Origin of the sequence: Vibrio sp. CDRSL-10 TSBA (assembly GCA_039696685.1) — a bacterium.
Lineage (GTDB): Bacteria > Pseudomonadota > Gammaproteobacteria > Enterobacterales > Vibrionaceae > Vibrio.
On sequence record CP155566.1, the window covers coordinates 2,754,360 to 2,779,951 of the forward strand.

Below are 25,592 nucleotides of genomic sequence, written 5' to 3' on the forward strand. Positions count from 1 at the left end.
ACGGCCGAGAAAAACACCAAAGCGTCATGGCTCTTATTCCTTTAAAAAACGAGTCATTTCTATATGAACATTACGCTGATCGTAGCGTTAATTGTAAAGATGCCAGATGTAAAGTTGATGTAAATAATACGACAGCGCCACTTCAGCGGGTCAAACTGTGTGGCAGGCTACGTATCCTTAACCTGCTATTTGGGTGCTTCATCAGTTATCAATTACATGGCAGCATCAGATTGCTGCACGGGTCATCCGCCACCTCTGCCTGACGATGTGCCACGCAGGCCACAGTCGTGAAAAATCAGCGTTAAAGATCAGGCGTCGCTAGTAACAAACGGCGCTGCTTTAGTATAGAATATCAGCTTTATTCTGTTTGAAAGTTTAGGAATGATCGGCAATGGCTGAATACGTCTATACCATGTCACGGGTGAGCAAAATTGTGCCACCTAAACGTCAAATTCTTAAAGACATCTCACTGAGCTTCTTCCCTGGAGCTAAGATCGGTGTTTTGGGTCTGAACGGTGCAGGTAAATCGACTCTGCTACGTATCATGGCGGGCATCGATACTGATATCGATGGTGAAGCACGCCCGCAACCAGGTCTGAATGTCGGCTACCTGCCTCAGGAACCGGTGCTGGATGAATCCAAAACCGTGCGTGAAGTAGTAGAAGAAGCCGTGTCTGATGTGGCCGGTGCTCTCAAGCGCCTTGACGCGGTATACGCCGCATACGCAGAACCGGATGCAGACTTTGATGCTCTGGCGAAAGAACAGGGCGAACTGGAAGCACTGATTCAGGCGAAAGATGGACACAATCTGGAAAACGCACTGGAACGTGCTGCCAACGCACTGCGTCTGCCGGAGTGGGATCAGAAAATTGCCCATCTGTCAGGTGGTGAGCGCCGCCGTGTGGCGATCTGTCGCCTGCTGCTGGAAAAACCGGACATGCTGCTGCTGGACGAGCCAACCAACCACCTGGATGCCGAATCTGTAGCCTGGCTGGAACGTTTCCTGGTGGACTACACAGGTACTGTGGTCGCGATTACCCACGACCGTTACTTCCTTGACAACGCGGCTGGCTGGATTCTGGAACTGGACCGTGGTGAAGGTATTCCATGGCAGGGTAACTACACCTCATGGCTGGAACAAAAAGACGCACGTCTGCAACAAGAAGCATCGCAGGAAAAAGCTCGTCAGAAGACGATTGAGAAAGAGCTGGAATGGGTTCGTCAGAATCCAAAAGGCCGTCAGGCGAAATCGAAAGCTCGTATGGCTCGCTTTGAAGAACTGCAAAGCGGCGATCACCAGAAGCGTAATGAAACGAACGAACTGTTCATTCCGCCAGGTGAACGTCTGGGCGATAAAGTGATCGAAGTGAAGAACCTGACCAAATCATTCGATGGTCGCGTACTGATCGATGACTTGTCATTCAACATGCCAAAAGGCGCGATCGTCGGCATCATCGGTGCTAACGGTGCCGGTAAATCGACACTGTTCAAAATGCTGAGCGGCACCGAGCAACCTGATTCAGGCACCATCGAAATGGGTGATACTGTGAAACTGGCTTCTGTTGATCAGTTCCGTGATTCAATGAATGACAAGAACACGGTATTCCAGGAGATCTCGGAAGGCGCGGACATCATCAAGATCAATAACTTTGAAATTCCGGCGCGTGCTTACTGCTCACGCTTTAACTTCAAAGGCTCAGATCAACAGAAAGTGATCGGTGAACTGTCTGGTGGTGAACGTAACCGTGTTCACCTGGCAAAACTGCTTAAAGCCGGCGGTAACGTACTGCTGCTCGATGAACCGACCAACGACCTGGACGTAGAAACTCTGCGTGCCCTGGAAGAAGCGCTGCTGGAGTTCCCTGGCTGTGCCATGGTTATCTCGCACGACCGCTGGTTCCTCGACCGTATTGCGACCCATATCATAGACTACCGTGATGAAGGTCAGGTGAACTACTACGAAGGTAACTACAGCGAATACATGGATTGGCTGAAGAAAACCCTCGGTCCGGAAGCGGCAGAAACCGCACCGTATCAAGTACAAACGTATCACCAAATAATCTGCTGTCAGATTTGACGCCAAAGGCCGCTTTATGCGGCCTTTTTTATTGTGTTGCTCAAGGTTAAATTGTTTTGTGCACGATAAAATAGTTTTGCGCACGGTAAAATAGTATTGCCGTACAGTTAAACAGTAGATAGTGCCACTCTTTGCTATGCTTGAAGAGCTCAGTTCAAAAGGAAAACTGCCATGATCGAACGCCGCCACTTCAGCCGCATCATTTACCAGGCTCCCGCAACCATTATTCAGGGAGATTACCAGCTTGCCACCTGCATCCAGGACCTGTCACTGCACGGGCTTTTATTGTGGGCGGTCGATGAACCGGATATTGATCCTTCGCGTCTGGTTGACGTCTCTTTTATGCTACCGGACAGTGATATCAACATCACCCTGAGTGCCCAATTAGTCAACCAGGACGAACGTATCCTGCGTCTGACTATCGATCACATCGATATCGAGAGTATCAGCCACTTAAAACGCCTGGTCGAACTCAATGTCGGCAACGACAGTCTGCTGCACCGCGAGATGGAGTACCTGGCTGATCTTGGTGATTGCGCCGCCGACTAGTCTGCTTGGCAGTGCGTGTTCTGCTGACTGCGAGTCAGGCAGAAACTGAAAATCGCTACGCTAAACACAAGACACTAAACAGGATAAAAAAAAGCGCTGCCGAAGCAGCGCTAATTACCGGGGGAGAGTTAGCCTCGATGAATCGAGTCATTTGCTTGTTTTAATAAATTCTGGCTCTCCAGCATAAATTGCTGGGAGTACTCGCCAAACCACTGGCTGACTTTGTCAAAGTTGGTGATGAAGCCCTGTTTGTCACGGTCAGTAATCAGTTTGACCGCTTGACCAAAGTTACGGTAGAAGTCCTCGATCATGGTGATATTCTCTTCCGATGACAGAATAATATCGCCGTACAGATTCGGATCCTGACCAAACAAACGCCCCACCATCGCCAGTTCAAGACGGTAAATCGGTGAACTGAGCTGCAACAGCTGCGCCAGGTTCGGATTCACTTTCGACAAATGCAGGCCGTAAGCAAACGAAGTAAAGTGGCGCAATGCCTGAATCAAGGTCATACCATGGTCATGCTCAGCGGCATCAATCTGACACAAACTCGCGCCCCAGATGGAAAATTGTTTGAGCAGCCATTGGTAATGCTCTTCACCGCGTCCATCACAGTACACGATCACCTGCTTAGCCAGGCTAGGAACATCCGGACCAAACATCGGGTGCAGGCCGACTACCGGCCCCTGATGCGCCGCAAGCATGGCTTTGAGCGGCTTGTTCTTGACCGAGGTCAGGTCGCACAAAATACAGTCAGCCGGCAGATTGTTCAGTTTTTCTATCACGCCCAGCGTAAGGTGGATCGGTACTGTAACCACCACCATGCCGGCATCACTGAGCATTTCGTCTGCACGGTCCCAATCTTTGCTGCCCAGCACTTTGACCTGGTAGCCCGACAGTTTGAACATCCGCGCGAACAAACCGCCAAGCTGACCGTGACCACCGATGATCACAACCGAGCGCAGCTCTGGATTCAGGCACTTAAAACCGGAATCCTTTTCACTGGCGTAGGATTCACGCATGGTACGACGCAGAATGTCTTCGATGAGTTGCGGTGGTACCCCTTTACGCTCCGCTTCTTCACGGCGGGACGCGAGCATCGCGGCCTCGCGGTCCGGAGCATAAATCGGTAAGCCATGCTGACTTTTTACTTCACCAACTTTCTCGACCAATGCCAGGCGACGAGCCAGCAGTTCCACCATCTGCTTGTCAACGGCATCAATCTGATCACGCAATTCATTTAATTCTACGGCCATGAATAATCCTTTAATTAACCTTTAAGGCGATCTTGCAAAAACGGAATCAGCTCCTGATGAGCGTGGCGTAATAATGCCTCAGTTGTATCCCAATTAATACAGGCATCCGTGATGGAAACGCCGTAAGCCATCTTATCGAAAGGCAGGTCTGAAGACTGGTTGCCTTCGTTGATATGGCTCTCAATCATTACACCAATAATTGAGCGGTTACCTTCACGGATCTGGTGAATCACATCCTCTGCCACCAGTGGCTGACGACGGTAATCTTTACGTGAGTTTCGCGTGGCTGCAGTCCACCATCAGAGCCGCATCCAGGCCGACTTTACCCAGCTCCTCTTCACATTCCGCGACGGAAACCGAATCGTAGTTGGTTTGCTTACCGCCACGCAGGATAACGTGACCGTTGCTGTTACCTTGCGTGGTCAGCAGAGATACCTGTCCGTCACGGCTGATCCCCATAAAGCGGTGGCTGGAAGACGCGGCCTGCATCGCATTGATCGCCGTTGCCAGGCTGCCGTCAGTACCGTTTTTAAAGCCGATCGGCATCGACAGACCACTGGCCATTTCACGGTGCGTTTGTGATTCTGTGGTACGCGCGCCGATCGCAGCCCAGCTGAAGGTATCCGACAGGTATTGCGGACTGATTGGATCCAGCGCTTCAGTCGCGAGCGGGATTTCCATCTCAGCCAGATCCACCAGCAACTGGCGACCGACGTGCAGGCCGTGCTCGATATCAAAGGTACCGTCCAGGTGCGGATCGTTAATCAGGCCTTTCCAGCCCACCGTGGTACGCGGCTTTTCAAAGTACACGCGCATCACAATATAAAGTTGATCTTTGAGTTCTTCTGATAACGCTTTAAGACGCTTGGCGTACTCTTTCGCCGCTGCAATATCGTGAATAGAACACGGACCGCATACCACCAGCAGACGGTGATCGCGCTTGTGGATGATGTCGGCAATTTCCTGACGCGACTGACGAATAAAACGACGGGCATTGTCACTCAAAGGCAGCTTCTCTTTCAGTGCATCCGGAGTAATCAGTATCTGTTCATCAACAATGTTGATATCGCTTAATTCACTTTTTTTCATCGCGTCACCTGTAAATTTTTATTTACACACCTTGGTAGCCAGGAGTGTTCAAACTGTATAAAACACAAATTAACAGGGTTTAAAAACAATGCAAGTGTAAATTTAAAAAAACATTTAGTGTAAATTTTAATTTACATATGACAATTATGCTATTTTCACCACAAAGTGCTGTCTGAGGCGTGTTTTCTTGCCTCACTCTCCCCTAAAATAGCCTCCTTTCCGCCAGCGATGAAACAGCTTTATGGATTTAATTCTCTCGTTACTGCAGCAAATGTGTGTCTATCTGGTGCTGGCCTACATGCTGAGTAAAACACCCATTTTTTTGCCATTACTGAACATTTCACGCCGCTTCAATCACCGGCTCAGTGTGTATGTGCTGTTCTCGCTGTTCTGTATTATGGGCACCTATTTTGGTCTGCAGATTAACGATGCCATCGCCAACACGCGGGCTATCGGTGCTGTGATGGGTGGTCTGTTCGGCGGCCCTGTGGTTGGTTTTGCGGTCGGACTGACCGGCGGTATCCACCGCTACTCTCTCGGCGGATTTACCGATCTGGCTTGTGCGGTCTCAACCACAGCGGAAGGGATCATCGGCGGCTTGCTGCATACCTATCTGATGCGCAAGAGCAAAGGCCGCCTGCTATTTAGTCCGAGCGTAGTGTTTGCCGTCACTCTGTTTGCCGAAATTGTCCAGATGTTGCTGATTTTGCTGATTGCCGATCCGTATGAAGAGGCGTATGCCCTGGTCTCAACCATTGCAGCGCCAATGATCATAGCCAACTCCGTCGGCGCGGCCCTGTTTATGAGTATCCTTCAGGATCGCAAAACCATTTTTGAAGAGTATTCCGCGACGTTTTCACGCCGCGCGCTGAATATCGCCGAGCGCTCGGTCGGGATCCTGGCCAACGGTTTTAACCCGCAAAACGCAGAAAAGATTGCCCGCATCGTTTATGAGCAGACCAATGTCGGCGCAGTCTCCATCACCGACCGGGATAAAATTCTCGCCTTTGTCGGCATTGGTGACGACCACCACAAGCCCAATACCCCGATTTCCTCGCAAAGCACGCTGGATGCCATTGCACGCAACGCGATCATTTATCTCGACGGCAAGGAAACGGCCTTATCAGTGCTCGATCTCTCCCAGTTGCCGCCTCGGCTCCGCGCTGATTATCCCGCTGCGTGCAGGAGATCGGGTCATTGGAACCATAAAGCTGTACGAACCGAAGCGTAAGCTGTTTTCGACCATCAATATGTCGATGGCGGAAGGGATCGCCCAGATGTTGTCCAGTCAGATCCTGTATGGTGAATATCAGCAGAAACAAATTCTGCTGTCACGGGCTGAAATCAAACTGCTGCAGGCTCAGGTCAACCCGCATTTCCTGTTCAACGCGCTCAATACCATCAGTGCGGTTATCCGGCGCGATCCGAATAAAGCCCGTGAACTGATTCAGCATTTATCGCAGTTCTTTCGCAGTAACCTGAAACAAAACATCGGCATCGTGACCCTGAAAGAGGAGCTGGCACACGTCAACGCCTATCTGACCATAGAGAAAGCGCGCTTCAGTGACCGGCTCGATGTGGACATTGCCATTGATGAATCTCTGCTCGATCGCAACGTGCCAAGTTTTACCCTGCAGCCACTGGTGGAAAACGCCATCAAGCACGGTACGTCCAATCTGCTGGAAGGCGGTAAGGTACGCATCTACAGTATTAAAGAAGCGCACGGCTATCGTATCGTCGTCGAAGACAACGCCGGCAGTTATCAGGCTCCGAGTGAGGATCACGATGGTCTGGGGATGCAGATCGTCGCCAAACGCCTGAGTTACAAATTCGGTGCTGACTGCGGCCTCAATATAGAGGTCGAACATAATAAATATACCCGAATGAGCTTTCTCATCCCCGACGAAGGAACCTATTGAGGAATCAGAATGTTATCTGCACTGGTTATTGATGACGAGCATTTCGCCCGTGAAGAGCTGATTGAGTTACTGGCGGAAAGCGGCCAGATTGATGTGATTGGCGAGGCCAACAATGCCATCGAAGGACTGAAAAAAATCAACCAGCTACGGCCTGAGGTCGTGTTTCTCGACATTCAGATGCCGCAAATCACCGGCATTGAACTGCTCGGCATGCTCGATCCGGAAACCATGCCCAAGGTGGTCTTTGTCACCGCCTATGATCAGTACGCCCTGCAGGCTTTCGAAGATAATGCGTTTGATTACCTGCTCAAACCGATTGATCCGGCCCGACTGGAAAAAACCATCGCCCGCCTGGTACGCAGTATCAGCAAGCCGCAGGATTACTCCATGCTGGCACCGAACAATTTGGATCAGGTACCCTGTATCGGCTTAAACCGTATCGTGATTGTTCCGACAACCGAGGTCGAATTTGCCTTCAGCGATATCAGTGGCGTGCATGTCCAGACTTCCCAGCAGCGTGCCACCAGCCAGCTGACCCTGAAAATACTGGAAGAAAAAACCCCGCTGGTACGCTGTCATCGCCAGTATCTGGTCAATACCAAGGCGATTAAAGAGATTAAATTACTGGACAACGGTCTGGCTGAAATTATTACCCGCTCAGGCCATCAGGTACCGGTCAGCCGCCGCTACCTCAAAGAAACTCAAAGAGAAGCTGGGTTTCCATTAACCGCCTCTTTAACGTCGTGACGAAAAAGGCTCCCATTACCCGGGAGCCTTTGCCATTTAACCAAACTGTTCGACCAGACGTTGCATCGCCTGGCTGGCCTGTTTCCACTGCGCTGAGCTCTGTAACTCGCGGTAGCTGAAACTGCGCTGTTTACGCAACAGCTGCGCTTGCGGCACCTCACTGATCGCCAGGTTATCCAGCACCGCGACAGCTGACTCGCGCTTATTGCACATCAGTACCATATCGCAGCCTGCCTGCAGTGATTGCTTGGCACGTTGAGCCGGACCACCCATCACCGCAGCCCCTTCCATACTGAGATCGTCAGAAAAGACAATACCGGCAAAGCCGAGCTGCTCACGCAGCACACGCTTGAGCCAGTAAGGTGAGCCACTGGCAGGCTGATCATCATAATGGGGATAAATAACATGGGCCGGCATCATGGCATCCAGTAAGCCCGCCTTAATTTGTGCTTCAAAAATCTGCATATCTGCAGCGATACTGTCGCGCTCATCAAACGGCGTCTCAAGGTGTGAATCGGCAATCACAGCGCCGTGGCCGGGAAAATGTTTGCCCGTGGTCGCCATGCCGACCGACTTCATCCCGCGCAGGAAAGCGCTGCTGTGAGTCAGTACCGTCGCCACATCGTCACCAAACGCGCGGCTGCCGATGGCCCGGCATTCAAAACCTTTGTCCAGGACCGGAGCAAAACTGAGATCGATGTCATGCGCGATCAGCTCAGCGGCCATTAACCAGCCCCCCTGCTCGGCCAGTTGCTCACCCTGTGCAGAGCGGGCATAGCTTTGCGCAGCCGGGATACGACTAAAGCCGTCACGAAAACGCTGCACCCGCCCCCCTTCCTGGTCAACACCAATCAGAATCGGCCGTTTCGCCGCCTGACGAATGGCCTGATTAAGCGCAAGCAACTGCTGGTTATCGTGATAATTACGCGCAAAAAGAATCACCCCACCGACCGTCGGATGCGCCAGTATTTCGCGATCTTCTGCTGTCAGTTCACAGCCTTCCACATCAAGCCACAACGGACCCATCATTGCCTCTCATTCATCCAACGGGATGATAAAAATTTGTCATTGCAAAGGAGGTTATTCAGTTTGTTTTTCAATTACAATGGCTTTTAGCGAGTTACGCTCCGCAGAGCGAATAATCTGACAAGCGGATAACATAATGGATCAACGCGAGCTTTACATCGGCATTATGTCCGGCACCAGTCTGGACGGCGTCGATACCGCCCTGGTTGCCCTGAGCGGCGATCAGATTGAATTAGTGGCGCACGATTTTCTGCCCATGCCTGACCCACTCAGACAGCGCCTGCTGGCCGTATGCCTCGGCCAGTCTACCAACCTGGCAGAGATCGGCACTTTGGATCACCTGCTCGGTCACCTGTATGCCGATGCCGTCGAGCAGTTGCTGACCGCCAGCGGCACCAAACCAGAGCAGATACGCGCGATCGGTAATCACGGCCAGACCGTGTTTCACCAGCCCACCGGAGCGACACCTTTCACCATCCAGCTTGGCGATGCCAACATCCTCGCCGTGCGCAGCGGCATCACTACCGTGGCGGACTTTCGCCGTAAAGACATGGCTCTGGGCGGTCAGGGCGCTCCGCTGGTGCCGGCGTTTCACCGTACCGTCTTTGCGGTCGGTGATTCCAGCGTGGTCGTTCTCAATATCGGCGGTATCGCCAATCTTTCGGTGCTCAGTCCGGACGCCAGCGTGACCGGTTATGATTCGGGTCCGGGTAATGTGCTGATGGATGGCTGGTGTAAGCGCCACACAGGGCAACACTATGACAGTAATGGTGACTGGGCACGCCAGGGACAGGTAATCACATCTCTGCTGCAACAACTTAAGCAAACCGGCTATTTCAGCCAGCCGGCACCCAAAAGCACCGGTCGCGAGCTGTTCAATCTCGACTGGCTCGATCATCAACTGGCCGGGCACCACTCTGCGCCCGCCGACGTGCAGCGCACCTTGTGTGAATTGAGTGCAGCCACCATCGCCGACCAGGTGCGCCAACACGCACAAGGCCCTCGCCCCGAGTTACTGGTGTGCGGCGGCGGCGCGCAGAATGGCTTGCTGATGGAACGGTTACAGACCCTGTTACCGGACTGGCAGGTTGCCCCGACCACCAGCAAAGGGGTGAATGGCGATTACATGGAAGCGATGGCGTTTGCCTGGCTGGCGCAACGGCGCATACATGGATTGGCGAGTAATCTGCCCAGCGTCACCGGAGCGCGCCAACTGGCGTCACTCGGGGTGATTTATCCGCCTAATTAGTCGCGAAAACGTTAGGCGTGAGAACGCCGCTGATTTAATCGCACACACAATGCGCAAACCAATATTAATTAACTGACAACGTGGACCATAACAATGACAAATGATGCTCTGCTGGCTGCCCTTTCCCACCTGGTTTCTGAAGGACGCAACCCGGATACCATGGATATTGACCTGCTTTCCTCACTGGAAATCGTTGAACGCATCAACCAGCAGGACAAACTGGTCCCGCTGGCGGTCGAAAAAGAGTTGCCGCATATAGCTGCCGCCGTGGATAAAATCACCGCCGCATTCAAGCAGGGTGGCCGTCTGATTTATATGGGCGCCGGGACCAGTGGCCGGCTTGGTGTTCTGGATGCCTCGGAATGCCCGCCAACGTTTGGGGTCTCTGACCAGATGGTGATCGGCCTGATAGCCGGGGGCCGGGATGCGATGTTCAAAGCACGCGAAGGCGCTGAAGACTCAGCGACGCTCGGTGTGGACGATCTTAAGACTGTCGGCTTTAACCAACGAGATGTGGTAGTCGGAATCGCGGCCAGTGGCCGCACGCCCTACGTCATTGGCGCGCTGGAATACGCCAATGATCTGGGCGCAGTAACGGTGGCGTTGTCATGTAACCCCGATTCACCAATTGCCGCTCTGGCGCAGATTGCCATCAGCCCGGTCGTCGGGCCGGAAGCACTGACCGGCTCCACCCGCCTCAAATCAGGCACTGCGCAGAAGCTGGTACTTAATATGCTGACCACCGCCAGTATGATCCGGTTAGGTAAGAGCTATCAGAAACCTGATGGTCGATGTAAAAGCCACCAACAAGAAATTGGTGGCTCGTGCGGTCCGTATCGTGATGCAGGCCACCGACTGCGAACGCGATGTCGCAGAAGCGCTGCTGGCCGAGAGCGGCAACAATGCCAAAGTCGCGATTCTGATGTATCTGACCGGCGTGAATGCCGAACAGGCCAAAACACGCCTGTCCGACTCGGATGGTTTCCTGCGCCGGGCCATGGACGACGAAGACGACACCCAGAGCCCTGGCGCTTAAGCCGTTTTCTTAATCAGCGAGACGACAGTTTCGCCCTCTTTGGCGGCAAAATTGGCCGGATCTGCACACATCTGCACCCGGCCTCGCTGATCGACCACAAACAGCGGCAGCCAGAAACTGGCTTTATGCTGCTGCTGATAATCAGCAAAGGTGAAGTTGTCGCTTAGTTTGGTGTGTTTGATTTCACCGCCCTGACTCATCAGGCTGGCCAGTTTTTTATAGCTGACCGTACCGCCGAGAAACGACAAGCCATGGTACTCTTCGGCGACCGCATGTTTATCGTTCTGATTGCCATTACCGTTGTCGTGCAGGCAGAACACCCGTTTCTCACCGAAGTATGATAAAAACTGCATACACGCCATGATGTTAAAGTGCTTATCCGAACTGAGTGCCAGCATGTGACCGACCCCAATCAGGTTGAGATATTCATCGGCATGACTGGAGATCGGGTTACCGTAATAGTGTTCCAGCCCCGCCATCCGCGCCTGGCGAATGTAATCCCAGTTGGAATCGGTCACCACCACGCGACACTCATATTTCGCGATTGCTTTACCGATTTCACGCGCCACTTCATTGGCCCCCAGAATCAAAAATCCTTTTGGCGCCGGCTCTGCGACTTTAAGCGCCACGGCCATCGGGCGCGCAGTCACACTCTGTAATACCACGGTGCCAATAATCACCATGAAGGTGAGCGGCACCAGCAGATTGGCTTCGCTCATCCCGAACGAGTCGAGTTTGATAGCAAACAGAGACGAGATCGACGCAGCAACAATCCCGCGCGGCGCCACCCAGGCCAGAAAACCGATTTCACGCCATTTGAGATTACTGCGCAGGGTTGCCAGCAATATCGACACCGGGCGCGACACCAGTTGCATCACTACAAACAGCGCCAGTGAACTCCAGCCAAGAACAGTAAAGTCACTGATATCAATCCGCGCCGCCAGCAGGATAAACAAGCCGGTGATAAGCAGTATGGTCAGATGCTCTTTAAAGTGAAGAATATGCTGGATATTGACATCGCGGCTATTAGCGAGCCACATGCCCATCACTGTGACAGTCAGCAGCCCGGATTCCGATTCAATCGCATTAGAAGCGGCGAATACCCCCAGCACCACGCTTAACACCGCAAATGGCTGCAGGTATTCCGGCAGTCCGCCATGGCGCAGTACATAGGCAACCGCAGCGCCGGACATCACGCCAATCCCGACCCCGACCAGCAGAATCAGGCCAAACACCTGCAAACTGTGTGTTTCACTACTCGAGACGATGAACTCATACACCATGACGACAAACAGCGCACCAAGCGGGTCAATCAGAATCCCTTCCCAGCGCAGAATATTCGATAAACGGGTATTGGGACGCACCGTGCGCAGCAGAGGCACTATCACTGTCGGCCCGGTCACCACAGTCAGACTGCCGAACAGCAGGGCCAGCGGCCAGTCAAAGCCAAGCAGCCAGTGGGTGGCATAAGATGTAATGCCCCAGGAGATCAGCGCCCCCAGCGAAACAATACTCCACACCGTTTTGCTGACCCCGCGGATATCTTTAAAATTGAGGGTCAGACTGCCTTCAAACAGAATCACGGCGACCGCCAGCGAGATAAGCGGAAACAGCAGCTCCCCCAAGAGCTGTTGCGGCTGCAGCAAGCCGGTAATCGGCCCGGCCACAATACCGGCCAACAGTAAAAATAGAATGGCGGGCAGGCGCAGCTTCCACGCCAACCACTGACACGCCAACCCCACAACTCCGATCATGGCTAACGCCAGAGCGATATACTCTTCATGCATGTTTGTTATTGCCTAACCCTGACTATTTGTTGTATTCGTTCCAGCCACGCTGCCATTCCATACGGAACCGTTGCGCCTGCTTGGTGCCTTCACACACACCTTCGTAATATTGCCCGTTCACTCCCATCTGGTAAGCGAAATCCGGATTACAATATTCACTCACTCCGTCCAGATAACCCTGATGGTAATCGGACTGACTGGCAGAACCGAGTTCAGCCAGTTTTTTAGATGAACGCTGGGTATGACCGGCAATACCATCGTTATAGCCAATCTGATACCAGTTTCCCTGTGCTGCCAGTTCGTTTTCTGTTGCAGAGCAACCCCAAAGCCCTATTGCCACCAACATTAATAGTATTGTTTTCATTTTTTGCCTTTATACCCGGTTAACTGCGAATCGGTTACCTTACCACGGCTGTCAAGCCCCCCTTGGGGCTGCCAGCCAACACCTGTACTGCTATTGAAATCGGCACTGCTAGCAGACCTAAACTGATCTTGAAATCTATAGTGCCACCGACCAGGCCGCACTGCTATTGAATGCGTATCATGGCCGTTAATTCGTGACCAACAGCGCTAATTCGCTGTTTCAGCCTTTGTCTGCCAGGCCGGCCACTTACTCTTTGTCGCTGCCGCTGAGCAGCAGTTAAAAACCACTAATACGTGCCAGAAACCACTTAATTCGCTATACGACCACTGACCGGCAAACCCGGTGAAGCTCGATTGTTGATCATTTAGTATCCATCCTGAGATTAATTCAATAACACCCTACTTCAATCATAAAGGACAATCGCTATGTTGTGGTTTCTAACCTGTGTCGCAGCCCTGATCGGCGGCTACTTCATCTACGGCACGTTCGTAGAAAAAGTTTTCGGCATCAACGAAAAGCGCCAGACTCCCGCGCATACTCAAACTGACGGTGTCGACTATGTACCTATGTCCACCCCGAAAGTTTACCTTGTTCAACTGCTGAATATTGCCGGTGTTGGTCCTATCTTTGGTCCAATAATGGGCGCACTGTATGGTCCTGCCGCCATGCTGTGGATTGTTATCGGCTGTATCTTTGCCGGTGCCACCCACGACTATTTCTCCGGCATGCTGTCAATCCGCAATGGTGGTGCTTCAGTACCGTCACTGTCTGGTCGTTATCTTGGCAATGGCGCCAAACATTTTATGAATATTTTTGCCATTGTTCTGCTGCTGCTGGTCGGTGTGGTCTTTGTTTCGGCACCCGCTGGTATGATCACTAACCTGATCAACGAGCAAACTGACCTGACCGTAAACATGACCACCATGGTCGTCATCATCTTTGCTTACTACATCGTAGCAACGATTGTGCCGGTCGATAAAATTATCGGTCGCTTCTACCCGCTGTTCGGCGCCCTGCTGATTTTTATGTCAGTTGGCCTGATCACAGCTATCGCTTTCTCAAGCGAGCACCAGATTCTGGGCGGTTTTGAAGTCAGCGACATGCTGACGAACATGAACCCGAACGATATGCCGCTATGGCCTGCGCTGTTTATCACTATCGCATGTGGTGCTATCTCTGGTTTCCACGCGACTCAGTCTCCACTGATGGCGCGCTGTCTGGAAAACGAAAAGAACGGCCGCTTTGTGTTCTACGGAGCAATGATCGGTGAAGGTGTGATTGCCCTGATTTGGTGTGCGATTGCCCTGTCCTTCTTCGGCTCACTGGACGCGTTGTCTGCTGCAATTAAAGACGGTGGTCCGGGTAACGTAGTGTACAGCTCATCATTTGGTCTGCTGGGCGTATTTGGCGGTATCATTGCCTTCCTGGGTGTGGTTATTCTGCCGATCACTTCTGGTGACACAGCATTCCGCTCCAGCCGCCTGATCCTGGCTGAATACTTCAACATGGAACAGAAGACCCTGCGTAACCGCCTGCTGATGGCTATGCCTCTGTTCGTGATTGGCGGCATTCTGACTCAGGTTGATTTCGGTATCATCTGGCGTTACTTCGGCTTTGCCAACCAGACAACAGCCGTGATGATGCTGTGGACCGCATCCGCTTACCTGCTGCGTCACAATAAACTGCACTGGATCACAACTATCCCTGCCATGTTTATGACTGCGGTATGTATCACCTTCATCCTGAACAACAGTACTCTGGGCTTTGGCATGCCAATGCAAATCTCGACCATCATTGGCCTGGTGGCAACCCTGGCTATCACTGTGTACGTTATCAAGATTTCGAAAGGCAAAGGCGAAACTGACCTGGCTGACGAAGTCAAACCTGCAGCAGGTGCGACCGAGACTGCGTAAAGCAGACCCTCACCAATAACGCTGCAACTGAAAAGGGCTCCTTCGGGAGCCCTTTGTTGTTATGCTGCGGCCGCTCTTTGCTAGCATTTGTCTGGTAAACCGCCCAACCTCTTAGCGCCACACACCTCTTGCCAGTACATCTATAGCCATAACGATAGCAATAGCAATAGCAATAGAAAGCGGCTGTGACACAAAGAAAACAGGCTGGCATCTCGCCAGCCTGTCACTTAATCAACCTGTTTAATCTGCAGCTCTTTCGGCACTTCAAAGAACATGTTCTCTTCACGGCCCAGCACTTCTTCCACCGAAGTCGCGCCAAGTTCCTGAATCCGTTCTAAGATCTGGTTGACCAGCTCTTCCGGTGCAGAAGCTCCTGCCGTCACACCAATCAAGCTTGCCCCCTGTAACCAGACGGCATCAATATCCTCAGGACAATCCGTCAGATAGCCCGGCGTCCCCAGTTTTTCCGCCAGCTCTTTCAGGCGGGTTGAGTTGGAGGAGTTTTTCGAGCCGACCACAATCATCACATCCACCTGCTCTGCCAGAATTCGCACGGCGTCCTGACGGTTTCTGGGTTGCGTAACAGATATCGTCTTTACGCGGGCCCTGAATCTGCGGGAACACTTCACGCAGTTTGTCGATCACATCGGCGGTTTCATCGACCGACAAGGTGGTCTGGCTGACATAGTGCAGATGAGACGGGTCTTTCACCTTGGCCTGCAGAGCGACCACATCGTCTGGTTTCTCGACCAGATACATGCCTCCGGTCTCGCTGGCATACTGGCCCATGGTCCCTTCCACTTCCGGGTGACCGGCGTGGCCAATCAGGACCACTTCCATATTACGTCGGCTGGCACGGGCCACTTCCATATGCACTTTAGTCACCAACGGACAGGTAGCATCAAATACGGTCAGGTCACGCTCTTTGGCTTCCAGACGTACCGCCTGCGACACACCATGAGCAGAGAAAATGACGATATTGTCATCCGGCACTTCACTCAGCTCTTCAACAAAGATGGCACCGCGCTGTTTCAGACCTTCAACCACAAAACGGTTATGCACCACTTCGTGACGGACATAAATCGGTGGCTGATACATTTCAAGTGCACGTTCAACAATGCTGATGGCACGGTCAACGCCGGCACAAAAGCCGCGCGGGTTCGCTAACAGTATTTTCATGGGATTGCTCATGGTTCTCTTTTAAGCTGGCTATTCTACGTTATTCGACCGACAAAATCTCAACATCAAAAATGACATCCTGGCCCGCCAGAGGGTGGTTAAAATCGACAGTGACCGAATCGCCGGCAATTTCGGTAATAATACCCGGAATTTCCATACCATCGGGGCCGCTGAATGCCATGATAGTGCCGACTTCCACTTCCGCGTCACCGACAAATTTGCTGCGATCCATGTAGTGGATGTTGTCCGGGTTAGGGGCGCCGAATGCATCAGCCGCCGCCAGTTCAATCGACTGGCTATCGCCGGCCTGCAGCCCCAGCAGACACTGTTCAAAGTTATCGCTCAGGCTGCCGTCACCGATGACCAGTTTGGCCGGTTTGCCAAAATTGTGGGTGCTGTCGGCCACTGAACCGTCTTTAAGTTTGATAGTAAAATGCAGAGTTACTGCCGAGTCTTGGCTAATCGTAGTCACGTTCAGGCTTCCTTAAGTTGGGTTATTGGCGTCGTTTTGCAGTTACAGATGTGCCGGTCAGCGCCGGTAACGCGGCTGACGGCCCGCCAATTGCCTCATTTCTTGCTGATGAGGTGTGATGGCTGGTATGACTCTTTCTCTTACTGCCTTGCCATGCTATCCAGGCTGCGAGCAGTCCGCTGCGCTCTCAAATCCTCAGCAACTGTTGCGCGCGCAGATAAACGGCCCGGCCAGATAGAGTTATCAGATAACTGTTTAGTTTCAGATAACTGTTTAGTGTCAAATAACTGTGTAGTGTTAGATAACAAAAAGCGCCCCCCGAATCAACGGGCGGCGCTTGGGGTTATTATGACTTCGTCATCTAGGCAGTCTGTTTCTTAGGGCGGAAACCATCAGCAATGATCATCACCGCACCAATACAGATTGCGCTGTCAGCCAGGTTGAATGCCGGCCAGTGGTATGTGCCCCAGAAAAAGTCGAGATAATCGACCACGAAACCGTGCACTACCCGGTCGAACACGTTGCCGACCGCACCACCAATAATCAGCGCGTAAGCAACGTTGTTCCACTTGTCGCTGGCAGGCAGACGACGCATCCAGAACGCCAGTAAACCGACCACCGCAAAGGCGATACCGGTAAATAACCAGCGCTGCCAACCGGCCTGGTCACTCAGAAAACTGAACGCCGCACCGTAGTTATGGACGTATAACAGGTTAAAGAATGGCAGAACTTCAATCCGGTTTCTCCCAGCCAAACCCCATACTGTTCATTACTACCAGCTTGATGCCGATATCCGCAACGAAGACAAGGAGCGCCAGCCACAGCCAGCGGACTCCCGATTGTTTAAGTGTAAGTACTTGCGTCATGCAACCTATCTTTGATTAAGCAAATTTACGGACTTCACCGTCACCTTCAACGTTGGACACGCAACGACCACAAATAGTTTCATGACCTTTGATCGTGCCAACTTCCGGAGTGTGGTGCCAGCAACGGTCACACTTCTCAGCTTCAGTTTTGCTTACCTGAACGAACAGGCCGTCAATGTCGGTCGCCTGAGCCGCATCGCTCTTCTCAGCCAGCGGTTTTACGCTCGCTTGTGAGGTCAGCAGAACAAAGCGCAGTTCGTCATCCAGTTTATTGATGGTCGCCGCCAGTTCATCGCTGGCGAACAGAGTCACTTCCGCCTGCAGAGAACCACCAATGGTTTTCTCGTTACGCGCGCTTTCCAGCAACTTGTTTACTGCGCCACGAACTTTCTGGATTTCAGTCCAGAATTCGTTGTTGAGCTCTTCGCCATCGTTCAGAGCGAACAGGCCTTCATACCATTCGCTGACAAACACGAATTTATCGCGGGCTTCACCGTTTGGCTGGTTAACCGGCATGTCATTCCAGATCTCATCGGCGGTAAACGACATGATAGGTGCCATCCAGCGAAACCAGAGCTTCGACGATGTAGTACAGCGCCGTCTGACAGCTGCGCTGTGCATTACTGCCCAGTTTCGCGGTGTACTGACGGTCTTTGATCACATCCAGGTAGAAAGAGCCCATTTCGATAGAACAGAAGTGCATCAGACGTTGCACCACTGCGTGGGTGTTGTAATCTTGGTACGCTTTAACAATCTCTTGTTGTGCCGCCAGTGCACGAGCAACAGCCCAGCGATCCAGTGCCACCATCTCTTCCGGTGCCACCATGTCCGTTGCCGGATCAAAACCATTCAGGTTGGCCAGGAAGAAACGCGCCGTGTTTCGGATACGACGGTAAGAGTCCGCGCTGCGTTTCAGGATCTCATCCGATACCGCGACTTCACCGGTGTAGTCGGTTGAAGCCACCCACAGACGCAGAATATCTGCACCCAGTTTATTGGTGACATCTTTTGGCGCAACCACGTTACCAATCGATTTCGACATCTTACGGCCCTGACCATCAACCACGAAACCGTGGGTCAGAACTTCTTTGTACGGAGCTTTACCTTTCATCGCCACTGATGAAATCAGTGATGACTGGAACCAACCACGGTGTTGGTCTGAGCCTTCCAGGTACATGTCAGCTTCTGCGCCGTTAAACTCCGGACGGTTATCCACCACAGCGTAGTGAGTCACACCTGAGTCAAACCACACATCCAGCGTGTCGAGTACTTTTTCATAGTTGTCAGCATCAGCGCCCAGCAGTTCAGCAGAATCTACATCCCACCAAGCCTGGATACCTTTTTGCTCAACCAGTTGTGCAACTTGCTCAATCAGAGCCGCACTGTTTGGATGCAGTTCAGCCGTCTCTTTATGCACGAACAGGGCAATTGGCACACCCCAGGTGCGCTGACGAGAGATACACCACTCAGGACGGCCTTCCACCATGCCCTGAATACGGCTTTGACCCCAGTCCGGCATCCATTTAACGCCTTGGATTGCGCTCAGTGCCTGCTCACGCAGACCGGCTTGATCCATAGAGACGAACCACTGCGGCGTAGCACGGAAAATGATTGGCGTTTTATGGCGCCAGCAGTGCGGATAGCTGTGCTCGTAGGCATGGTGATGCAGCAGCGCGCCATGCTCTTTCAGTACTTCAATGACTGAGTCGTTGGCTTTAAATACGTGCTGACCGGCGAACAGCTCAGTATCTGACAGATACACACCGTTGGAACCCACAGGGTTGGCCACTTCCAGACCGTAGTGCTGACCTACCGCGAAGTCTTCCTGACCGTGGCCAGGCGCAGTGTGAACCACACCAGTACCAGAATCCGTCGTCACGTGGTCGCCCAGAATCGCCGGTACAGTGAAATCGTAGAAACGGGTGGTTAAACTGGCTCAGTTCCAGATCCGCACCTTTAGCAAAACCAAGGAAGTGGAAATGCTCGATACCGGCGCGATCCATGACAGATTTCGCCAGCTCAGACGCCACAATAATACGTTCAGGCTGTTCACCTTCCGTTTGGATCAGGACGTATTCCAGATCATCACGCAGACAGACTGCACGGTTGGCCGGCAGTGTCCAAGGCGTCGTGGTCCAGATAACGATTGAGATATCGCCCTGACCTTCATGGCCTTCGCTCAGGCTGAATTTAGACAGCACCGCTGCCTGGTCCGCCGCTTTGAAGCGTACATCGATAGACGGAGAAACCTTATCTTTGTACTCCACTTCCGCTTCGGCCAGTGCACTACCACAATCGGTACACCAGTGCACCGGTTTGAAACCTTTCAGCAGATGGCCGTTGTCAGCAATCTTGCCCAACGCGCGGATGATGTTCGCTTCGGTAGCAAAATCCATCGTACGGTATGGTTTATCCCACTCCCCCAGGATACCCAGACGCTTGAAGCCCTCTTTCTGGCCTTCAACCTGACCGGCTGCGTATTCACGACATTTTTCACGGAATTCAGCCGCGGTCACTTTCTGGCCCGGCTTACCCACTTTCTTCTCAACCATCAGTTCGATTGGCAGACCGTGGCAGTCCCAGCCCGGGATGTAAGGTGCGTCAAAACCTGAAAGTGTTTTGGATTTAATAATAATGTCTTTAAGAATCTTGTTCAGTGCGTGACCAATGTGAATATCACCGTTGGCGTACGGAGGGCCATCGTGTAATACGAAAGATTTTTTGCCTTTTTTAGCTTTACGGATTGCACCGTACAGATCTTCTTTGTACCAACGCTCAAGCATTTCTGGCTCACGATTGGCCAGATTACCGCGCATCGGAAACCCTGTTTCAGGTAGGTTCAGGGTATCTTTATACTCACTCATCGATTCTTAATTCCGTTATATTGGGCGAAGTTAGACATTATGGTATCCGGTGGAATCAACCGGTTAACCCTTAAGCTGACGCAGCCACACCCTTGCTGCCTCAGCATCCAATTCTATTTGCTGTTTCAGAGCCTCAAAAGACTCAAATTTGTGCTCATTGCGCAGCTTGTGTAAAAGCGCGACTTCCAGCTGCTTGCCATATAAATTGCCCTGAAAGTCGAATAAATGCACTTCTAACTGTTGACGAACCCCGTTGACTGTCGGGCGCTGGCCAATATTAGCCACACCGCCGACCGGTTGTTCGCCCAAGCCGTACGCTTGCACCACATACACACCGGAAACCGGTGATACACAGCGCTTGAGCGGAATATTAGCCGTAGGAAAGCCTATCGTCCGGCCAAGTTTGCGACCATGCGAGACACGCCCACTGATACTATAGTGACGCCCCAGCATATGTGCCGCATTGTCCAGCTCATCACTGGCCAAAGCTTCACGAATCGCAGTACTGCTGACCCGCATCTGCTGTAAACAGAAACTCTGGGTACTGACCACTTCAAAACCGTAACGTAAACCGGCCTGCTCAAGCATGGCAAAGTTACCTTTACGGCCACGGCCGAAGCGGAAGTCATCGCCAACCACCAGAAACTTAACACCCAATCGGGCCACCAACAAGTCACGGATAAATGCCTCCGCTTCGATGTTGGCAAAGTGGTGGTTGAAGTTCACACACAATAGGCGATCGATACCCAGCTTGCCGATATGGACAAACTTATCCCTCAATCTTGTTAACCGGGCCGGAGCTTTGTCTTTCAGAAACAGCTCCATAGGTTGCGGTTCAAACGTCATTACTACCGAGGGCAGATCAAACAGCTTTGCCCGCTCAGCAACCTGATTTAATACCTGTTGATGACCGAAATGGACACCATCAAAGTTTCCTATAGTCAGTACACAGCCGTTATGCTGTGCTTTGATGTTATGAATACCGCGAATCAATTCCATTGGAATACGCTTAAAACCTATAGTTCTCAGTTATATTGGTGTGAAACCGACGGATTATAACCTAATCAGCGTTAATCTGTCGCCGCTTTTAAATCTTTTAACCGGATTCCCAGCACCAAAGCGGTGAGGAAATAAACAATCGCCCCCAGAGCGATCAGGGCCGTCAACATCAGGCCACGCTGCATCAGTCCCCAATCCAGCCAGACCGACATGGCCTGCATCTGCCACAGAATGGCTGCGACCATAGCGCCCCCGGCCAGTGCCAGACGGATAATAAAGCGGATGGTCTGTGCCGAGACCCGGTATACCCCCTGCAGATGCAGGCCACGGTATAACAGCGCCATATTAATGAAGGCAGACAACGCAGTTGCCGCCGCCAGGCCGACATAGCCGTAAAACCAGGCGAAGATGGCATTGAACACTATGTTGCTCAGCATCGCAACGATGCCGTAACGAACCGGGGTTCGCGTATCCTGACGTGAGTAATAGCCCGGCGCCAGAACTTTAATCAGCATAAAGTTGAGCAGGCCGGCCGAATAGGCCAGCAGTGACGCCGATGCCATCTGCACATCTTGCGGCGTAAACTCACCACGCATAAACAGCACCATCAGCATCGGCTTGGCCAATACCATCAGGCCAAGCATCGCCGGGATCCCCAGCAGGATCACCATACGCACACCCCAGTCCATGGTATGGGCAAAGCCATCGCTGTGCGCATCGACGTGTTTGCGCGATAACGCCGGCAGAATGACGGTTGCGATGGCGATACCGAACAAACCAAGCGGAAACTCGAGCAGACGATCTGAATAGTACAACCAACTGATCGAGCCGGTATGCAGAAAACTGGCGACAAAAGAGTCGAACAACAAGTTGATCTGACTGACTGAAACACCAAATAAAGCCGGAATCATCAGTGTGCGAATTTTAACCACCCCAGGATCTTTCCAGCCCCATTTTGGTTTCACCAGCACACCGGCCTTGATTAAAAACGGCAACTGAAACAGGAACTGGACCAGACCGCCTAAAAACACCCCTATTGCCAGGCCGACTTCTGGCTGCTCAAGGTTTGGCGAAACAAACCAGGCACACAAGATCATCATGACATTGAGAAATACCGGCGTAAAAGACGACACGGCAAATTTGCCCAGAGTATTCAATACCGCCCCGGACAGCGCAACAAAGGTGATAAACCAGAGATAAGGAAAGGTAATCTTAAGCAGAAAACTGGCCAGCTCGAATTTGGGTGCTGCCGGGCCGTCATTGAGCCAGTCCAGAAACCAGCCCGCCCCGAACAGAGCCGTAACCGCGCCGGAACAAAGTACCCCGCTCAGCGTCACTATCGAGACCAGCACACCCAAGGTACCCGACGCTCTGGCGATCAGTTCACGGGTTTTATTGAGGTCACCACTGGCGTGATACTCGGTCAGAACCGGGACAAAAGCTTGCGAAAAAGCACCTTCAGCAAACAGACGACGTAAAAAATTAGGGATGCGGTTGGCAAAGAAGAAGACATCAGCACTGGCTCCTGCGCCCATTAAGTTCGCGACCACTATGTCCCGAACCAGGCCCAGGACGCGCGAAATCAACGTCATGGCACTGACAATCATGCCTGACTTGAGCAAGCGTTTACTCACGGTAACCTCGAAAAATACGCGAAAACAACATTATCTTTCCCTGCCACTAAATAATGTCAGTGAGAGATCAGATAAGTATTAGCATTGGCAAAAAAATACTGTTAGAATCCACGCCATCTTAACCGCGAAGACCTTCCGATACCAAACTTGTTTGGCTTAGATGGGTTTTTGCACAAATCATTTGACAATTAAGTGCAAATAGGGGATATTTCCGGCCCTTAAATTGTCACCGAACTAAAGTTTTTGGGAGTTAGACCCTTGGCAAACTGTAAATCTGCTAAGAAGCGCGCTATCCAATCTGAAAAACGTCGCCAGCACAACGCTAGCCGTCGTTCAATGATGCGCACTTACATGAAGAAAACTGTTGCTGCAATCGCTGCAGGCGACAAAGAAGGCGCAACTGCTGCATTCGCAGCTGTTACACCAATCCTGGACCGTATGGCAACTAAAGGCCTTATTCACAAGAATAAAGCAGCTCGTCATAAGTCTCGTTTCGCTGCTGCTATCAAAGCTCTGTAATCAGAACTTGATAACCCAGTGATAAAAAAAACCGGCTTTTGCCGGTTTTTTTATTGCCTGTCATTTAGAATCAAACCCATCATACTGATTCGATTTCATTTATTATCGAGTCAATCCATCACATCCGATTCAATGGTCAATAACCGCACCAACGCGTTATCAGCCAGTAAGCGGTAGCCCCAGCGCTCTTATCTCCGTAACCTGTCTGTCTGTTTGTCTACGGATAACAGCAAAAACGCTGGCACTACGACCTGATTAAGACTCGCAGTACAACCGATGCAGCAACTCAATCATCAACTTTACTTCATCACTGCTGAGCGTGTAATACACAGTTTGTGCTTCTTTACGCGTCTCAACTAAACCATCCCTTCTCAGCCAGGCCAAATGCTGTGACAACGCTGACTGACTCAATTCCAGTCTGCCACACAGTTCCCCTACGGATAGCTCCTGATTATGCAGTAAGCATAGGATCTGCAGTCGTCTCTCATTCGCCATCGCCTTTAACAGCACCACTGCCTGGGCGGAGTTTTGTTCCATTTCTTGTAGGTTCATGAGTAAGCCTCTTTGACATAACCGTTTAAGCCAAACCATGGCATTTATTTTTATTCACAAACGGCCTGCGTCCTTGACCGCCAAGTTACTTACGTACTTCCGTCATGATGGATATCCCACAATCTGGGTCCAAAAACCCGGACTGTCCATCAGTTCGCCTCAAATTACCGACATCATCATTGCCCAAGAAAGCGGTTACAAAGACATTATCAGTGGCGTGATAGTAATCTATTTATAAACAGTAATAAAATATTCATTCAAATAAATTGCTGAAATCAGCATCATAAACATTCTTTACCGCCGGATGCTGAATCATTCTTTCGGCAAAAATAACGTAGTATTCCTCTTTAATTTCTTCAATCCGACTGACCAGTTGCAGCGACAATTCCTGCTCCATCTCATTCATATACATCAGCGGAGCCATAAAAATCACCTCGGGATGATAGCGGGCAAAGGCTTTCATTAGCGCTGCATCATCAAATTCGCCCAGAATATTGGGCTGGATTCCCTGATGATCAAACCACTGGCGTACTTTTCTCCCCATCGCGGTACGACTGCCCGGGATCAGTAGTTTACGCTGTTCCAGTACCGCCGGATAATCACTGTTATCCAAACTGCCGCTGGAAAAAAAGCCCATATGACTCTCACCGAGTTTTTTACTGAATAAGCCCGGGCTCTGACCGGAATCCACCGGGCAATCCGACAAGATCATATCCAGTTTATGTTGCGATAACTGCTCCAGCAGCATTTCGTGAGTCGACTCAAAACAGCGTAAATGGATACTGTTGTCATCCGGCACTGTGGTCATCAGGATTTTGCTCACCAGTCTTTTCGACAGGGCATCCGCTACGCCCACATCAAACAACACATTATTGCGCTGACTGTAATTGACAATATCCAGCATCTCGTAACTGAGGCCAAACATACGGTCGGCATATTTAAAGACTAACTGGCCCAGTTTCCGTCGGCTCAAGGCTGCGTCCGTTGCGCTTCGTCAGCTTGCCCGCCATGCGTTCTTCCAGCGCTTTAATCTGGCCGGTCACCGTTTGCGGCGTCAGAAACAGTGCATCCGCGGCTTTGGTCACTGAACCTTGTTTGCACACCATCCAAAAATAGTAAAGATGATTGTAATTAAGATGAGACATAGTAATTGCCAGTCATTGATAAACCTAGTAAGTGAGTTTTGTTTATAACAGAAGCCCTGACTGCTTCGCAAGATATTCGGTATTTTCGAATTAAAAGGACGAAACACTCAGCAATCACGAATTATCTACCTTTTAATATGACAGTACTGACATAAACCTTGCCGCCCAAATGGCTAAAAATGAGCTGAGCGTTAAAATTTTTTCACGTCCTCACTCGCAGACCCAATCCAAAAAAATAACTTAAAAACAGTTAATTACAAAACAACCAACAGAACCATAAAGTACAAAAAACGAGCTAAATGATAAACCACTCGATTTGAAAGCAATCTGTCATATTACTGCAATATTCA

The 25,592-nt window shown here is 51.4% G+C and carries 13 protein-coding genes and 8 pseudogenes; 8 read left to right on the top strand and 13 right to left on the bottom strand.

The genetic code is table 11. The features are described 5' to 3' along the window. Nucleotides 1-391: 391 nt before the first annotated feature. Nucleotides 392-2,060 (top strand): annotated as a pseudogene (gene ettA / locus ABDK09_20500) (energy-dependent translational throttle protein EttA). 188 nt (nucleotides 2,061-2,248) lie between these two features. Then, nucleotides 2,249-2,626, top strand: coding sequence for a PilZ domain-containing protein (locus ABDK09_20505; GenBank protein ID XAW89191.1), 378 nt, complete (start codon nucleotides 2,249-2,251; stop codon nucleotides 2,624-2,626). 128 nt (nucleotides 2,627-2,754) lie between these two features. Here the strand turns inward: ABDK09_20505 and tyrA are convergent, their stop codons facing one another. Together tyrA and ABDK09_20515 are read right to left on the bottom strand one after the other, a co-directional pair. Further along, entirely contained in the window at nucleotides 2,755-3,882 is a 1,128-nt protein-coding gene (gene tyrA, locus ABDK09_20510; protein ID XAW89192.1) for a bifunctional chorismate mutase/prephenate dehydrogenase, read from the bottom strand. A 14-nt stretch (nucleotides 3,883-3,896) separates the two neighbouring features. After that, nucleotides 3,897-4,971, bottom strand: a pseudogene (locus ABDK09_20515) (3-deoxy-7-phosphoheptulonate synthase). 241 nt (nucleotides 4,972-5,212) lie between these two features. Between ABDK09_20515 and ABDK09_20520 the strand changes: the two are divergent. Both ABDK09_20520 and btsR read left to right on the top strand, forming a co-directional pair. Beyond that, nucleotides 5,213-6,890, top strand: a pseudogene (locus tag ABDK09_20520) (sensor histidine kinase). A 9-nt stretch (nucleotides 6,891-6,899) separates the two neighbouring features. Next, nucleotides 6,900-7,637 carry a two-component system response regulator BtsR gene (btsR, locus tag ABDK09_20525; GenBank protein XAW89193.1) on the top strand — a complete coding sequence of 246 codons (738 nt, stop codon included), beginning with the start codon at nucleotides 6,900-6,902 and terminating at the stop codon, nucleotides 7,635-7,637. Between the two features lie 36 nt (nucleotides 7,638-7,673). Here btsR and nagZ read toward each other — a convergent pair whose 3' ends face one another. Continuing rightward, nucleotides 7,674-8,663 carry a beta-N-acetylhexosaminidase gene (gene nagZ, locus ABDK09_20530; GenBank protein XAW90793.1) on the bottom strand — a complete coding sequence of 330 codons (990 nt, stop codon included), beginning with the start codon at nucleotides 8,661-8,663 and terminating at the stop codon, nucleotides 7,674-7,676. Between the two features lie 136 nt (nucleotides 8,664-8,799). On the opposite strand from nagZ, the gene ABDK09_20535 reads away from it, so the two are divergent. Together ABDK09_20535 and murQ are read left to right on the top strand one after the other, a co-directional pair. After that, the gene (locus ABDK09_20535; protein XAW89194.1) at nucleotides 8,800-9,912 is read left to right on the top strand and encodes an anhydro-N-acetylmuramic acid kinase; all 1,113 of its coding nucleotides are present in this window, start codon (nucleotides 8,800-8,802) and stop codon (nucleotides 9,910-9,912) included. Nucleotides 9,913-10,005: 93 nt separating this feature from the next. Next, nucleotides 10,006-10,948: pseudogene (gene murQ / locus ABDK09_20540) on the top strand (N-acetylmuramic acid 6-phosphate etherase). Here the strand turns inward: murQ and ABDK09_20545 are convergent. Beyond that, nucleotides 10,945-12,735: a sodium:proton antiporter gene (locus ABDK09_20545; GenBank protein ID XAW89195.1), complete on the bottom strand. Its 1,791-nt coding sequence runs from the start codon at nucleotides 12,733-12,735 to the stop codon at nucleotides 10,945-10,947. The pseudogene murQ and the gene ABDK09_20545 sit on opposite strands and share 4 nt — an antisense overlap. 22 nt (nucleotides 12,736-12,757) lie before the next feature. Further along, on the bottom strand, nucleotides 12,758-13,099 hold the full coding sequence (locus ABDK09_20550; protein ID XAW89196.1) for a DUF2799 domain-containing protein: 342 nt from the start codon (nucleotides 13,097-13,099) through the stop codon (nucleotides 12,758-12,760). Nucleotides 13,100-13,524: 425 nt separating this feature from the next. On the opposite strand from ABDK09_20550, the gene ABDK09_20555 reads away from it, so the two are divergent. After that, complete coding sequence (locus ABDK09_20555; protein ID XAW89197.1) at nucleotides 13,525-15,012, top strand: carbon starvation protein A; 1,488 nt, start codon at nucleotides 13,525-13,527, stop codon at nucleotides 15,010-15,012. A gap of 227 nt (nucleotides 15,013-15,239) precedes the next feature. Here the strand turns inward: ABDK09_20555 and ispH are convergent. The 6 genes and pseudogenes from ispH to murJ all read right to left on the bottom strand — a co-directional run bounded on the left by ispH (nucleotide 15,240) and on the right by murJ (nucleotide 23,026). Continuing rightward, a pseudogene (gene ispH / locus ABDK09_20560) lies at nucleotides 15,240-16,203 on the bottom strand (4-hydroxy-3-methylbut-2-enyl diphosphate reductase). 28 nt (nucleotides 16,204-16,231) lie between these two features. Continuing rightward, the gene (gene fkpB / locus ABDK09_20565; protein XAW89198.1) at nucleotides 16,232-16,663 is read right to left on the bottom strand and encodes an FKBP-type peptidyl-prolyl cis-trans isomerase; all 432 of its coding nucleotides are present in this window, start codon (nucleotides 16,661-16,663) and stop codon (nucleotides 16,232-16,234) included. Between the two features lie 361 nt (nucleotides 16,664-17,024). Further along, nucleotides 17,025-17,529, bottom strand: a pseudogene (gene lspA / locus ABDK09_20570) (signal peptidase II). 15 nt (nucleotides 17,530-17,544) lie between these two features. Beyond that, nucleotides 17,545-20,393: pseudogene (ileS, locus tag ABDK09_20575) on the bottom strand (isoleucine--tRNA ligase). Nucleotides 20,394-20,456: 63 nt separating this feature from the next. Next, entirely contained in the window at nucleotides 20,457-21,392 is a 936-nt protein-coding gene (gene ribF / locus ABDK09_20580; protein XAW89199.1) for a bifunctional riboflavin kinase/FAD synthetase, read from the bottom strand. Between the two features lie 71 nt (nucleotides 21,393-21,463). Next, entirely contained in the window at nucleotides 21,464-23,026 is a 1,563-nt protein-coding gene (murJ, locus tag ABDK09_20585) for a murein biosynthesis integral membrane protein MurJ (GenBank protein XAW89200.1), read from the bottom strand. A 258-nt stretch (nucleotides 23,027-23,284) separates the two neighbouring features. On the opposite strand from murJ, the gene rpsT reads away from it, so the two are divergent. After that, nucleotides 23,285-23,545: a 30S ribosomal protein S20 gene (gene rpsT, locus ABDK09_20590; protein XAW89201.1), complete on the top strand. Its 261-nt coding sequence runs from the start codon at nucleotides 23,285-23,287 to the stop codon at nucleotides 23,543-23,545. Between the two features lie 255 nt (nucleotides 23,546-23,800). On the opposite strand, the gene ABDK09_20595 is transcribed toward rpsT, so the two are convergent. Next, complete coding sequence (locus ABDK09_20595; protein ID XAW89202.1) at nucleotides 23,801-24,097, bottom strand: metalloregulator ArsR/SmtB family transcription factor; 297 nt, start codon at nucleotides 24,095-24,097, stop codon at nucleotides 23,801-23,803. A 253-nt stretch (nucleotides 24,098-24,350) separates the two neighbouring features. Continuing rightward, nucleotides 24,351-25,242: pseudogene (gene nhaR / locus ABDK09_20600) on the bottom strand (transcriptional activator NhaR). Nucleotides 25,243-25,592 lie beyond the last annotated feature (350 nt).